Below are 14448 nucleotides of genomic sequence, written 5' to 3' on the forward strand. Positions count from 1 at the left end.
CAACCATAATTGGCTTGAATATAGGGGTTTAATATAATGATATCGCTGATTTCCGAAAATTGGCTGTTTTTCTTGATCGCTTTGCTGATTGGCGTAGCAACTGCATTTTGGGCCTGGGCTGTATCCGGGCGCGAAAATGCGGACGATCATTTTGACGCCGATGATGGATTACTGGAAAAAGCAGGCGACGCTGTTGTTCCGGCACCTGAACCCGTTGTACCTCCCCCTGCACCGGCACCGGCTCCAAAAGTTGCTCCTGCGCCAACTCCTGCTCCGGCACCAAAACCTGCCGCAGCGCCAGCGGCTGCAGCCGCACCGGCAGCCAAGACGGTCAAACCGGCCCCTACGCCGCGTCCTCGCAAACGTCCCGCGGCCACCGAAACGCCAGCACCGCCGCCACCTCCTGGCAAACCGAAAATCGCGCCAGCAAAGGGCGACCCCGACAATTTACGACTGATCAAAGGCGTCGGACCGAAGCTGAATAGTCTGCTCAACAATCTGGGCATTACGCGCTTTGACCAGATTGCCGAATGGAAAGAGGCAGAGATTCAGGAAGTCGATCAGTATCTGGAGAGCTTCAGCGGCCGAATTACCCGCGATTCATGGATTGATCAGGCCAAATATCTTGCGAAAGACGATATTGCCGGCTTTGAAAAGAAATACGGCAAGCTTTAACAGTTTGCACTAACCGTTACTGGCTTGGTATTTTTTCAAACCGAAAAATTCCTGAACATCGCGACTGGAAATTGGCTCACTGATCAAGAATCCCTGTATGTGGTTACATCCCTTCTCTTTCAGAAAAGCCAACTGGCTTGAATTCTCGACGCCCTCCGCAACAGTTTGAAAATTTAGTGCAGCACCCAAACCAGTAACCGCACTTATTATCGGTGCCGCTCCTTCCAGCTCGCCTATCTGTGCAACAAAACTTCGGTCGATCTTCACGGTATCGAATGGAATAGCGCACAGATAACTCAAGGATGAAAATCCGGTACCGAAATCGTCCAGCGCAATTCTCACCCCGATGCTGCTCAATTTCTCCAGCATCGCCTTTGTCTGGTCAATATTCTCAATGAAAACGGATTCGGTGATTTCCAGTTCCAAACGGTTGGGGTCCATTTGGTACTTCGCAATGGTGCGCATTATTTTGGAGATGAAATCCGGATCAATCAACTGTGTAGCCGAGACATTTACAGAGACATTAATTTCATCCGGCCAGAGTGCCGCATGGCGGCAAGCTTCTGCAACGACCCAATCACCGAGTGACCCGATAGTCCCGGTTTCTTCCGCAATAGGTATGAGTTCGGTAGGAGAAACTTCACCAAGATCAGGATGGTCCCACCGCAACAAAGCTTCAAACGATTTGATCTGATTGCTTTCGATATTCAATTGTGGCTGGAACAGGAGATACATCTCACCATTGGCTAAAGCCGATTTCAGATCGCCAGCGAGTTTCGTATGCCGCTTATGCCTTAAGCCGATGTCCTGGTTGAACATAACCGGGATTTTGGGATGCGTCTTTTTTGAGCAGTAAAGCGCGATATCGGCCTCTTTGGACAATATCTCTTCCGATTTTTTGCCAGCTTTGCCAGCTGTCCAGCCGATACTGGCTGAACATTTCACTTGCCGCGAGCCGATGGCAAAAGCACGCGAGAAGCATGATTGAATTTCTTGTACCGTTTTATCGCAATTTAGGGTGTCTCCCTCAACGCGCTTGACGACAGCAAATTCATCGCCACCAATCCTCGCCACAAGCTCGGTACCGGCAACGGCTGATAGCCGATCGGCAACCTGTATCAACAGTTCATCGCCAGCCGGATGGCCAAGATCATCGTTCACCCGTTTAAAATCATCAAGATCGATTAGCATCAATACAATGCCGCCATCCCCATCCTCCGAGCGATCCTTTTGATTTGTCATCCGGTATATTGTTTCGACAAACATTTTTCGGTTTGCGATCCCTGTCAAATCATCAAGCTGGGCCGCCAAACGCAATTTTTCTTCCAGTTGGAACTTATCGGTCACATCCTGGCAAACACCAATAATCGATGTCAGTTTGCCATTCTCGAACTGGGGCTCTCCGATATTGCGAACCCTCTTCTGTTGATTGTTGGCTGTCACAAAACCAGTTTCCAAATCAAATGCCGTCTGACTTTCTATGGCTTGCTTGATCGTCTCGGTCAGACGCGATTTTTCATGACCCGGATAAAATTCCAGCATTTTGCCCAAAGGAGGGACCGGACCCTCTGGAAGGTCATGGATGGCGAAAATCTGCTCAGACCAGAAAAGCTGATAGCTATGTACGTCGAGCCGCCATGTACCAATTTGAGCAATCTGTTCTGCTTTGCGGAACAAGCGATTGGCGTTGTCGATTTCGATCTGCATTGCCTTTTGCCCGCTTACATCGAAACACAAGCCGACAAAACCTAGCGGGGTATCATCTTCGTCTCCATAGGGGCTGCTAAGAGCGGAAATCCAGACTGATTCACCATTTGGTTTTTGGAACCGAAACTCCAGGCTAAACACCTGGTCATTTCGAACCGCCCTGTCCCATTCCGCCAACACATGCTCCCTGTCGTCGGGATGAAGGGCATTTGCCCAACCATATTCATGAGCTTCTGCAGCGCTCAGTCCGGAAAGCGCCATCCAAGACTGATTGACATATGTACAACTGCCCGAACAATCTGTCAGAAAAATGCCGGCCGGAGAGATATCTGCCAGGCTCTTGAAACGCAGTCCGTCCCTTTGAATGTCAATATTGTCCATATAGCAATTGAACGGTTATTCCGCGCTTTGCTTAAGTATCTATGGCCAGCTTTTCACTGCTCTCGGGAAGTCCGAATTTTCATTTGCGTGACATGGCTTCAAAGGGGCGCCCAACCAAGTCAGAGCGATGCGCTAATGCCCCATCAGCAAAGGGATTTTCGTATCATTGAGCAGATTTTTCGTCACACCGCCGAATAAGGTCTCCCGCAATCGGCTATGTCCATAGGCCCCCATGATGAGGGCAACTGCATTCTGACCCATGGCGAAACCCCCAATGATGTCAGAAGCTTCACTCCCTTTTCCCTTTAGTTCATGCAATGTGGTCGAAACACCATGTCTCGCCAAAAAAGTCGAAGCGGCAGTGTGCGGGAAGTCTACGTCTTCATCGCCAACGGTGACGATATGGACATCGTTAGCCATTTTTAGCATCGGCAAGGCTAATCGCAAAGCCTTGGCGGCTTCAGCAGACCCGTTCCATGCCACCACTATCGGCCCCTGACAGTCGAAGGACATATTTTCAGTGGGAACAACCAAGACAGCACAATGAGCGTGCACCGCGACATCGCCTGCTATTGGCAGAGGTTCATCACCGGCATTCCGTTTGCCATATGATTGACTGAGGACGACCAGATCAGCAAGGCGACTCCGTTCAGTGAGCAATGTTGCCGGATCGCCGAGACCGGTTTGCCAGTCCCAAGACACGTCCTCCTCCTTCAGGTGCTTTTCTATCTTTTCCCGATGAGCGCGTTCTGCCGCATCCATATCTTCAAAATTGATGCCCGTGACAAAATCACCGCCCATCGGCCCAAAAGACATTGGCGCAAATTGCGTCGTCGGCTGCACGCAGGTCAGATGACCTTCATTACTGCGAGCGATGTCGAGCGCGACCTGCAAGCGCGATTCAAATCCGCTATCTTCAAACACATGCAATAATATCGTTTTCAAGGCTTCTCTCCCGGTCATTCCGTTGCAACGAAAAAAGCGATTATCGGCCTGTCATTTGGCGCAGCATTGATCTGGCGCAAAATATCCTGGGATTATTTATCGGCTTTGACCCAATCAGGCGTTCAGCTGATTTCCACCATATCATCCGGCATTAGCTGCGGCAACAAACGGTCCATATCTGAACGCGCAATTGCGACACAACCTTCGGTTGGTTTGGCATCATTCCAGATATGGAGGAAAATTGCGCTGCCTTTGCCCGGGTCGGGCGGCGCATCGTTGTGCCCCAAAGCAACAATCACATCATAAAGTGGATCATCGCGGACCAGGTTTTCCGCGCTAAAGCCATGAGGCAATCGCACCGGCCGATTATAAGATGGATCAGACGGATCATCAGACCAACCATCCTGCCGGCCAATCCAGCGCCAGGGCAATTTGACCGCCGATGAAGGAAAGCTTCGACCGGGGCGAAAGAAAACGGTACGAATGGGCCATCGCCCCAGCGGTGTGCAACCATCACCCTCTTGCTTCTGTTCAGAAGGGCAGGCTCCCGAGCGTCCAATGGCGCAATCCATTATCTCATCATGGAATGTGAGCTTCCGTGACTGCGTATCAACTTGCAGGACGTTCAAAGCTTATGACCTGTACGATCCCTTTTGGTGTCGAGATAGAATTCGTTGTGCGGATTGGCGGTGATTTGCACCGGCAGGCGTTCATCAACAGCTATTCCGCAACCTTGCAGGCCTTCGACCTTTTCCGGATTATTGGTCAGTAGCTTTACCGTGGGAATATTGAGCAATTCCAACATCCGTGCGGCGATCGAGAAATCCCGGGCATCTATGGCAAAGCCAAGCCGCTGGTTGGCGTCAACCGTATCAAAACCTTGATCTTGCAAAGCATAGGCGCGCAGCTTGTTGATCAAACCGATTCCGCGTCCTTCCTGGCGTAAATATAGCAGCACACCCCAGTTGGCTTCGCTCATCCGGGCCAGTGCAGTGTGGAGTTGAGGTCCGCAATCGCATTTCAGACTGCCCAGAACATCACCGGTCAGGCATTCGCTATGCAGCCGCACGATCGGCGTCGTATCATCGCGTTCGCCGACGACCAAGGCAACATGATCGGTGGAATCAGCATCACTGCGAAACCCGTAAATATGGGCCTTTGTATTGGCGGCAACGGGTAATTTGGCATGAGCGCTGATGACCAGCGCGTTGGAGTCGGCATAGGTCTCTGCGTCTTCGATACGCAACCGGTCTTCCGCCGGTTCGTCTACCACTAAAAAGGCTGGCAGCAATCCACCATGCCGCGCCAGCTCCATAGCCGCTTTGGCCGCTTTAGGATGGTTTAATTCTTCGCTACGGAAAGGGCCTTTCATTGGGTGCTGCATATCGAGCACGGGATCAACTATCGCCATAATCTCTGCAGCATTGACCGGCCCCGGCAGGTTGATTTGAACCGGTAGTGCTGGATCAGCAGCAGCACGCTGGTTCAGCAACTTCAGTGTATCAGCCCGGCTTGACGAGATCAGCAACGTAATATTGGCCTGTGAAGATAGATACTGATCAAGATCGGTGGTTTCGACAGGAAGCAGGTTCAGCATTCCGCCTTCTATTTCAATGCCTATTGGCCAACCCCGGCGCAGCGCATCTATCGCTCTTGCAGCGCGCCTCGCGCCTGTTGAGTCAAAGGCAGCAGGGGACGTCATTCAAAACTTGAACTCCGTTATGAGAGGCGCGTGGTCCGACGGTTTGGTCCAGCCACGAGCGTCTTCATGAACAATATGGCTGGTCGCCTTGTTGGCCAGCTCCGGGCTAACCCAGACATGATCCAACCGGCGCCCCTTATCCGAGGCCCGCCAGTCCCGGGCGCGGTAACTCCACCATGTATAAAGCCGCTCGGGATCGGGAATGAATTTACGGCCGATATCAACCCAGTCATGAGCGGCCTGCAATTTGGCCATCACGTCAATTTCTATCTGCGTATGACTGACCACATTGATCAGTTGTTTGTGGCTCCAGACATCCGCTTCGAGCGGCGCCACGTTGAAATCACCCAGTAGAATCGTTGGTGTGTCAAGCGCTGCGGACCAGTCCGTCATCCGCTGGTAGAAATCCAGTTTTTGACCAAATTTCGGATTTTCATCACGGTCGGGAATCTCTCCGCCTGCCGGGATGTAAACATTCTCAATACGTACGCCATTTTCCAGACGCGCGCCGACGTGGCGAGCCTCGCCATTGGCCTGCCAGTCAAATCGTTCATCTTTATGGAGCGGCACTCGGCTGATCATCGCAACGCCATGATGCATAGGCTGACCGTTTAATATCAGGTGATTATAGCCCAGCTGGCGAAAAACACCTTCCGGGAACTGGTCATCACGGACCTTGGTTTCCTGCAGACAAAGCACATCGGGGGCTTCTTCCTTCAAGAATCGCTCAACAATTTCGATTCGGGCGCGGACGCTGTTAATGTTCCAGCTAACGACTTTCAGGGTATCACTCATCGCTAAATCCCTAGCCATGATAGCCAGAAAACCCAAGCCAAAAGCCCGACCAATTCTCATATTTTTTGATAGGTTAGAGACGAAAAACCCTCACCTCCGGGGGCATTTAGGAGGTGAGGGCTAACTCGCGTTCGTCACGCATAGGATGGTCCGAAGTTTATATAATCAGGTAACAGGGGGAAAACCTGATCGCCTCATCTCATCCTGTAACCGTTATAGAACCGCGTTTCTGTCGCTTAGATGAACAAAAGCTGTCAGGGCTTCCGCTGGTCGAGGCCGCGCCTCCGTTCATCGCCTACCGCGTCTTTTTCGGCGCGGATCAGTCCATTTGAAAGCGTTGTTGGCTACCGGAACGCCGAATTTTTGATCGGAAAGCCGAATAGATGTCCGATTATTCTTCGAATCGAGAGATACCCAGCCATCCAGGCGTAGACCTGCAGGGGCGCCGGCGATCTTGGTAAAAACCATTGTAATCACGCCATATTCAGGCCGTTTCGGGTCACGCACCTCAACGCTCAACACATCTGGATTACGAGTCGGGATGATTTTTCCATATTTGGATAAATCCCGTTCAGGATTGAGCAGCGCGCCCAATGGGCTGTTCCTTATCGGCCAGCGCTGAACCTGATTCACTTCATAATCTATCATCGTCAACGCCTTGCCATCGCCGACAATCAGCAGATTCGCCTCCTTGCCATATTGAAAGCGTATCCGGCCCGGCTGTTTCAATGTCAGTTTCCCGGGCAATAGCCGCCCACTGCGGTCGGTTTGCGTGAAACTGGCAGTCATGGTGGTCATGGCGCGCAGATGGGCCGAAATCGCGTTGATATCATCGGCGGGGCTTTGCTGGGCTGTCGCTGGCACGCTGGCGGTAAACGCCAAAGGCGCAGCTGCGAGCAGAAAAGCAAATCTCAACATATTGAAAACTCCTGAAAAATCTCCGCAACGCCTAACAAGAAGCGATTGAACATCACCTGAATTGTCGCCTTTTAGATCACTTCACCATTTTGATCGCGCAGCACTTCCCGGCGGCCAATATGGTTGGGCGGGCTAATAAACTGGTCATCTTCCATCCGGTCGATGATACGCGCTGCTGTATTATAACCGATTCTAAGCTGCCGCTGGAGCCAGCTGGTCGAGACTTTCTGGCTTTCAAAGACTATCTGGCAGGCCTGCGCATATTGCCGGTCCTCCTTGCTGTCGGAAAGATCTGCGCCATCCAGAGCATAGCTGCCATCTTCCGGCTCTTCGGTTACCGCCTGAATATATTCCGGTGATCCTTGCGCGCGCCAATGATCGGCGATCAGGCGGACTTCGTCATCGGACACAAATGGGCCATGGACACGGGTCAGCTGTTTGCCACCAGGCATATAAAGCATGTCACCTTTGCCGAGAAGCTGTTCGGCGCCCTGTTCGCCAAGGATAGTACGCGAATCGATCTTGGACGTCACATGGAAACTGATCCGTGTCGGCAGATTAGCCTTGATCACACCGGTGATGACGTCGACCGATGGACGCTGGGTTGCCATGATAAGGTGGATACCAGCTGCACGCGCTTTTTGGGCAAGGCGCTGGATGAGGAATTCAACCTCTTTACCGGCGGTCATCATCAAATCAGCAAGCTCATCCACGATAATCACTATTTGCGGCAGGACTTCATAATCCAGCTGTTCTTCTTCGTAGATGGGCCGCGATGTTTCCGGATCATAGCCGGTCTGGACCTTGCGACCCAATGGCTCACCCTTTGCTTTGGCAGCTTTGACCTTCTCATTATAGTTGGCAAGATTGCGCACCGAGATGGACGACATCATCCGGTAGCGTTCCTCCATTTGCTCCACCGCCCATTTTAGTGCGCGGACAGCCTTGGCCGGTTCGGTTACAACAGGCGACAGCAAATGCGGGATATCGTCATAGGTGCTGAGTTCCAGCATCTTCGGATCGATCATGATCATTTTGCACTGATCCGGCGTCATCCGGTAAAGCAGCGATACGATCATACAGTTAAGGCCAACGGATTTACCGGAACCCGTCGTACCCGCGATCAACAGATGCGGCATCGGCGCAAGATCAGCAATTACCGGGTCACCGGAGATATTCTTGCCGAGAATGATTGGAAGCTGACCGGTTTGATCCTGAAAACTGTCGCTGCCGATCATTTCATGCAGAACAACGGATTCACGCTGTGCGTTAGGTAGTTCAATACCCATGACGGTTCGGCCCGGTATCGCGGCCACACGGGCGGAAAGCGCGGACATATTTCGTGCAATATCTTCGGCAAGCTGGATCACGCGGCTTGCTTTGATGCCAGGAGCAGGCTCCAGTTCATACATAGTCACCACAGGCCCCGGCCGCACGGCGTTGATTGTGCCCTTCACATGAAAATCGTCGAGAACGGATTCAAGCAAACGCGCATTGCGTTCCAGTCCGGCCTTGTCGATGACATTATTGGCTTCTTCGGGCCGCGGTGTCAGAAGATCGATTGATGGCAGCGAGTAGGGGCCAAAGAAATCGCCTTGTTTACCGCTCGATAGGCTCGCTTTTTTAGGAGGCAGCGCCCGGTCGCTAATTTCCGGCGGTGGCCGGTTATCCGGTTTGACTTCTTTGCGTGGAGCGGGCGGCTTTTTCGGTTTCGCTGGGGCAGCGCCCTCAGGCTCGATAACCAGGCCGCTATCTTCTTCAGCCGATTTGAAGCGCGGCAATTTGATCTGGGGCATGGACAACAGAGGCTTGTCGAGCCGCAAGCTAAAATAACCAAGCACTAGACCGCCGGTTACAGTGATCGCTGTCAACACACCCGAAACAACGCCGCTCCAGCTCTCTGAAATAGCGGTCAAACCAGCATTGATACCTTTGGCAGAAACCATGCCGGCAAGTCCGCCCCAGCCCGATGGCAAATCCGCCTGACTGTCAGGAAACCACAATGACAAACCCGTTCCGATCAGAAAGGCAGCAATCAAACACCAAAGCAGTTGTTTTTTCCACTCAACCTGCGGAATATCGCGCCACAAGCGATTGGCGAAAATCAATATCAGCGGCAGGAATAATATCACCGGAACACCTATCAGAGACAAAAGCAGGTCAGAACTGTAAGATCCGGCAATGCCCATCCAGTTATGCTCGACGCTGCCAGCCGCAGTATTCAACGAAGGATCGCTGGGCGAATAGCTCACAAAAGCAAGAAACAGAAAAACGGCCACGAGGCTTAGGAAAACGGCACCGATCAGCGCGCCGCTGCGTAGCAGGCTGGCCCGCATCACTTCTCGCCAATTGGCTTCCTTTGCTTTTCCGGCCATTTTCTACTCCCGGGGTCTGCCATCTGGGTACAAATGGCCAAACCCGTATTAACTATCGTTTCCTTTGCGCGAATCGGTGACTCCGCGTCAAGTTTTCCGGCAAGTTTGTTGATGATAATTTACCCGAACAGCTTTCTTTTCGATCCGCTGGCGCTTATCCTATGGACAGCGAACGACAAAATAGAGGCGCGAATATGACCGGTAGTGAAAAGCGGAGCGATGTAATCATATTGGGCGCTGGCCTGATTGGTTTGACCCAAGCTTTGACTCTTGCGGCTCATGGATTGCGCGTGACTGTGATTGATCGCGCAGCGCCGGCCCATTTAATGGATCCGCAAAATGACGGGCGAGTTTCATCTATCAACAGCGCCAGCTGGAATATATTTGCAGCGATTGGCCTATCAGAGAAGCTGGAGCCACATGGGTGCGATATTGACAGAATTCTGATCAACGATGGCCTAAAACCCGGAAAGCTTGACTTTACGCCTGATGAAAATGACGGGCCGCTCGGCGTGATGATTGAAAATGCGGTTTTGCAGCGAACATTGTTTGAAGCTGCACAGACACACGACCAGATTGATCTATATCTTTCGACACAAGTGCAACAAAGCAACCGTGGTGATCATCATGTTTCTGTCACTCTGGAAAGTGGAGAACAATTGGTCGCTCCGTTGCTGATCGCGGCCGATGGCCGTGGAAGCGCGATACGCGACGACGCCGGTATCGTCATGGCAAAATGGCAATATGACCATAGCGCTATTGTGTGCACAGTGACGCATGAGCAACCGCACGAAAATACGGCTTATGAGATTTTCTATCCCTCCGGGCCGTTCGCCGTTTTGCCGATGCGCGACAATCAGGATGGAAGTCATCGCTCGGCCATTGTCTGGACGGTTGCGCGCAAAGACGGACCGGCTTTGGCCAAGATCAACAATCGGGCCTTTGAAGCAGAGTTGATGAAGAAAACTGGTGGGTTTTTAGGTCAAATGACCTTGCAATCCGACCGCGCGGCCTATCCGCTCGGTTTTCATCACAGCGCAGAACTCATCGCCCAGCGTCTTGCCCTGGTTGGCGATGCAGGACATGGGATCCACCCGATTGCTGGTCAGGGACTCAATCTGGGTCTGCGCGATGTGGCAGCATTAACCGAGTGCATTGTCGATGGCGCCCGTACAGGCCTCGATCTGGGGGATGCACAGATATTGGCTCGATATGACCGCTGGCGCGGGCTGGACAATCTTATGATGTCAGCCGCTACAGACGTCCTCACGCGGCTTTTTGGATTGCCCGGCGATACATCTTCAGCGATCCGCCGCTTTGGCATTGGCATAGTGCAACGCATCCCACCCCTCAAAGACCAGTTCATGGCGGAAGCGCGCGGCGAAAGTGGTGATTTGCCGCAATTGCTTATGGGTGATTTAATCTAGCTATTTATCGCGGCCCTTGGCCGTCATCGACTTTGATTATGGTGCCAGTCACGCATTCTGATGCCGGCGATAATAGATAAAGCAATGTGCTATCCATCTGATCCGGCTGGCATATACGTTTGCGGGGAAAATGCTCGTAAAAATTACCCATTCGACTGGTCATTCCATCCGACATATCGGTTGCAAAAAGCCCCGGTGCAATCGCATTGACGTTGATGAAGAATCTGGACCATTCGACCGCCAGCGCCTCTGTGATTCTTGATATTCCAGCCTTGGTGGTCGAATAAAGTGCAGCGCCATGACCATCATAATGCGTGCCAGCTATCGAGGAGATATTAACGATCCGCCCGGGCATCTTTTGTTCGATCAAAGGTCGCGCAAACTCACAGGACAATATGTAGGCGGCGCGCATGTTGGTATCGAGAACGTCATCGATCAATTCCGTAGACATCTTCACCGCGCGAGCGGCGTCCACAATTCCAGCATTGTTGACCAGTATATCAGGTTGCCCGAGTGTTTCAGAGACGGACGGAATAATTGCTTTCAGTTGCTCCGCGTCCCGGACATCCAGATCGAAAGCCTGTGCATTGCCGCCATCTTGGGTGATTTCGTCCACCAGTTCATCCAGCTTTTCCCTGCGCCGGGCCGTACAAGCAACCTTTGCTCCACAAGCCGCCAAGACATTTGCAAAACGGCGTCCCAGACCAGCAGACGCCCCGGTAACAATGGCAGTACGTCCAGTCAGGTCGATGGAAAAATTTGGGGTGGTCATATTAGGGCATCCCTTAAACTATTGGCCTATAACTATTTGGCTCATCCTGTTTTCAGGAAAGGGATGCCCTAATGTTTGTTGTCATGGCAAGCGGATAGTGCGCTGCGCTAGAGGTCTTGCTCCCGGATCGGTACGATTTTCAGCTCGACCCGGCGGTTTGCAGAGCGCCCCTCCTCGGTGCTGTTGGTCGCGATCGGCTGACTTTCGCCAAATCCGCGGGTTTCAACTCGTGCACGCTGGACGCCGCTATTGCTCAAGAAGTTGGCGACCGACAAAGCGCGCCGTTCGGACAGCGATTGGTTGTACTGATCCGTGCCGGTGCTGTCGGTATGACCATAAACGTCGATATAGCTCTTCTCATATTGTGACAGCGTATTGGCAACATCACCCAAAGTCTGTTGAAACTCAGGTTCAATGGCCGCGCTGTTTACCGGAAAAGTAACATTGGACGGCATATTCAAGATCAGATTGTCACCGTCACGGGTCACATCGACACCGCTACCAGCGGTTTGCTGACGCAGTTTCTTTTCCTGCTCATCCATATAATAGCCCACGCCCGCACCAGCGAGGCCGCCAAGGCCAGCACCTATGATCTTTTCTGTACGATCATTACGACCGCCGATAATATCGCCCAGCAGATAACCGCCCAGTGCGCCGCCAATACCACCAATGGCTGCTTTAGACAGAACCCGGTTCCCGGTCTCTGGGTTGGTTGTACAGCCGCTCGCAAAGGCGAGTGCGCTTAACGAAAGTGCCGCAATAAATGCTTGTTTGCTACGCATATTTTTAGTCCCTCATAGAAGCGCCGTTGGGATATACTTCCCCTTCCCGGCGCGATAGCCGTAATTAACCATAGATAAGATGAACCCAAAATTATCAGGGCGGCATCAAAGCATATTTGATATTTTGTAAAACATATGGCTATAGGGTTTCTTTCGGGCTTATTCCCTTTCTATTGGACAATATGACAGCTTTTCCTTGGTTTGATGTTGCGATCATTGTCGTACTAGTGCTGATTAATGGCGTTTTCGCAATGTCGGAACTAGCCATTGTTTCCGCGCGTAAGGCATATCTCCATTCTGCAGCAGATCAAGGGAGCCGAGGCGCGAGAATTGCTCTACGTTTGGCCGGCGATCCCGGTAAGTTTTTGTCCACGGTACAAATTGGAATCACATTGATCGGCATTGTCGCCGGCGCCTTTTCCGGAGCCAGCCTCGGCGGACCGGTCGCGGAGCGTTTGCAAGCTCTGGGTATGGGCCAAGAACTGTCTGTCAGTATCGGTTTCGCTTTGGTTATCGGGCTGACGACTTTTGCTTCGCTAGTTATTGGCGAACTCGTGCCCAAACAATTTGCGCTCCGTTCAGCCGAAAAAATTGCCGTCGTCATGGCACCGCCAATGGACTTACTCGCCAGAGTAGCCGCACCATTGGTGTGGCTGCTTGATGGCACAAGTGCATTAATCTTTCGGGTACTCGGCCTCAAACGGGACCAGGCCAATCACGTGACCGCAGATGAGTTACAGATGGTTTTTGCTGAAGCCACGCGGTCGGGTGTTATCGAAGAACATGAGCGAGCCGTTATCGCGGGCGTCGTGCGCATGGCCGACCGGCCAATCCGAGAAGTGATGACACCGCGGACAGAGGTCGATTGGTTGGATATCAGCGCGACCACTGAAGAAATTCACGCGATGTTGATTGAATCGCAACATAGCCGTTGGCCGGTGGCGGAGGATTCAGTGGATGAGATTAAGGGCGTTGTTGTAGCGCGCGATATAGTCGCCGCACAGTTTAGCGGGCAGATGCTCGATTTGCATAAATTGATGCGCCCGCTGGAAAAAGTTCCGGATCAGCTCGATGCATTGGATGCGCTCGATATCCTTAGGGAAGCTGACGTACCAATGGTCTTGGTTCATGACGAATATGGTCATTTTGAAGGGATTGTAACTCCCAATGACCTGCTTCGTTCGATCGCAGGTGAATTTGTCTCCGATCAAGACGAAAAGACTCAGCGCAGCCTGATTGAGCGCGCAGATGGCAGTTTTCTTGTATCTGGCGCGATGTCTATGGATGCATTGGCGGATCGCCTCGGTATTAAACTGCCCGATGACCGGGATTATGCCACAGTTGCCGGACATGCTTTGAACCAACTACGGCGCCTGCCGGAAGAAGGAGAGAATTTTGAGGACCAGGGCTGGGTTTTTGAAATAATTGACATGGACGGCCGCAAAATTGACAAGTTAATTGTTCGGGCTTCTAAACCAGACATCGACTAGGACTGCGCACAGCTATCGAAGCGGAGAAGATCAACTCGCTGTAATAGTTGCCGATTGCTTCGGACGATGCCGCTTTGCATCCTTCAGCATGGATATTTGATTTTCATGAAATCGCGAAAGGCGGTCTTCACTTCCATATCGCGCCGCTCCATCGGAATGGATTTGAGGTGCGCAAGAAATTCCTTGCCGTTGAGACGCCCCTTGCCTTTGGACGGCGGACAGCTGGAGGGCGTTTTACCAGACGCACGGGCTGCCTTGATATCAGCGCGATAACCATTGGTGACTTTTTTCATTTCCGCCATCACTGGTTTGCGATGCTTTGAGAACATGCCCCCCATGCCAGCATTCATCAGCTTGTCGGCTTTGGGCAGAAATTCGGAGACGGGCATGGCGGATGCGGGGACGGTTATTGACATAGTCATCGCGCCAACGATGAATGGAATTACTTGCTTCATGAAAAAGGCCTCCTTCAAATCTTG

Annotated in this window: 13 protein-coding genes; 3 read left to right on the forward strand and 10 right to left on the reverse strand. The window is 52.1% G+C overall.

Going from position 1 to position 14448, the window contains the following annotated elements:
- Positions 1–36 precede the first annotated feature (36 nt).
- Entirely contained in the window at positions 37–675 is a 639-nt protein-coding gene (locus AC6I9Z_RS00415; RefSeq protein WP_461458031.1) for a helix-hairpin-helix domain-containing protein, read from the forward strand.
- A gap of 9 nt (positions 676–684) precedes the next feature.
- On the opposite strand, the gene AC6I9Z_RS00420 is transcribed toward AC6I9Z_RS00415, so the two are convergent.
- The 7 genes from AC6I9Z_RS00420 to AC6I9Z_RS00450 form a co-directional block, all read right to left on the reverse strand.
- Positions 685–2763, reverse strand: a complete 2079-nt coding sequence (locus tag AC6I9Z_RS00420; protein ID WP_461458029.1) for an EAL domain-containing protein — start codon at positions 2761–2763, stop codon at positions 685–687.
- 132 nt (positions 2764–2895) lie between these two features.
- The gene (locus AC6I9Z_RS00425) at positions 2896–3708 is read right to left on the reverse strand and encodes a universal stress protein (protein ID WP_461458027.1); all 813 of its coding nucleotides are present in this window, start codon (positions 3706–3708) and stop codon (positions 2896–2898) included.
- A gap of 122 nt (positions 3709–3830) precedes the next feature.
- On the reverse strand, positions 3831–4337 hold the full coding sequence (locus AC6I9Z_RS00430; protein ID WP_461458025.1) for a L,D-transpeptidase family protein: 507 nt from the start codon (positions 4335–4337) through the stop codon (positions 3831–3833).
- A complete protein-coding gene (gene ribA / locus AC6I9Z_RS00435; RefSeq protein WP_461458023.1) occupies positions 4334–5410 on the reverse strand; it encodes a GTP cyclohydrolase II in 1077 nt (358 codons plus the stop codon). Before ribA ends, AC6I9Z_RS00430 begins: the two co-directional genes overlap by 4 nt.
- A complete protein-coding gene (xth, locus tag AC6I9Z_RS00440; protein WP_461458021.1) occupies positions 5411–6205 on the reverse strand; it encodes an exodeoxyribonuclease III in 795 nt (264 codons plus the stop codon). It lies immediately after the preceding gene.
- A gap of 288 nt (positions 6206–6493) precedes the next feature.
- Complete coding sequence (locus AC6I9Z_RS00445; RefSeq protein ID WP_461458019.1) at positions 6494–7123, reverse strand: LolA family protein; 630 nt, start codon at positions 7121–7123, stop codon at positions 6494–6496.
- A gap of 71 nt (positions 7124–7194) precedes the next feature.
- Entirely contained in the window at positions 7195–9498 is a 2304-nt protein-coding gene (locus tag AC6I9Z_RS00450) for an FtsK/SpoIIIE family DNA translocase (protein ID WP_461458017.1), read from the reverse strand.
- Between the two features lie 194 nt (positions 9499–9692).
- On the opposite strand from AC6I9Z_RS00450, the gene AC6I9Z_RS00455 reads away from it, so the two are divergent.
- Positions 9693–10925, forward strand: coding sequence for a UbiH/UbiF/VisC/COQ6 family ubiquinone biosynthesis hydroxylase (locus AC6I9Z_RS00455; RefSeq protein ID WP_461458015.1), 1233 nt, complete (start codon positions 9693–9695; stop codon positions 10923–10925).
- Between the two features lie 4 nt (positions 10926–10929).
- Here AC6I9Z_RS00455 and AC6I9Z_RS00460 read toward each other — a convergent pair whose 3' ends face one another.
- Positions 10930–11697 carry an SDR family NAD(P)-dependent oxidoreductase gene (locus AC6I9Z_RS00460; protein WP_461458013.1) on the reverse strand — a complete coding sequence of 256 codons (768 nt, stop codon included), beginning with the start codon at positions 11695–11697 and terminating at the stop codon, positions 10930–10932.
- 107 nt (positions 11698–11804) lie between these two features.
- Positions 11805–12479: a YiaD family glycine zipper/OmpA-like lipoprotein gene (locus AC6I9Z_RS00465; RefSeq protein WP_461458011.1), complete on the reverse strand. Its 675-nt coding sequence runs from the start codon at positions 12477–12479 to the stop codon at positions 11805–11807.
- Between the two features lie 182 nt (positions 12480–12661).
- Between AC6I9Z_RS00465 and AC6I9Z_RS00470 the strand changes: the two genes are divergently transcribed.
- Positions 12662–13969: a hemolysin family protein gene (locus AC6I9Z_RS00470; protein ID WP_461458009.1), complete on the forward strand. Its 1308-nt coding sequence runs from the start codon at positions 12662–12664 to the stop codon at positions 13967–13969.
- An 83-nt stretch (positions 13970–14052) separates the two neighbouring features.
- Here the strand turns inward: AC6I9Z_RS00470 and AC6I9Z_RS00475 are convergent, their stop codons facing one another.
- Positions 14053–14424, reverse strand: a complete 372-nt coding sequence (locus AC6I9Z_RS00475) for a hypothetical protein (RefSeq protein ID WP_461458007.1) — start codon at positions 14422–14424, stop codon at positions 14053–14055.
- Positions 14425–14448 lie beyond the last annotated feature (24 nt).

It is taken from the genome of Parasphingorhabdus sp. (assembly GCF_059726685.1).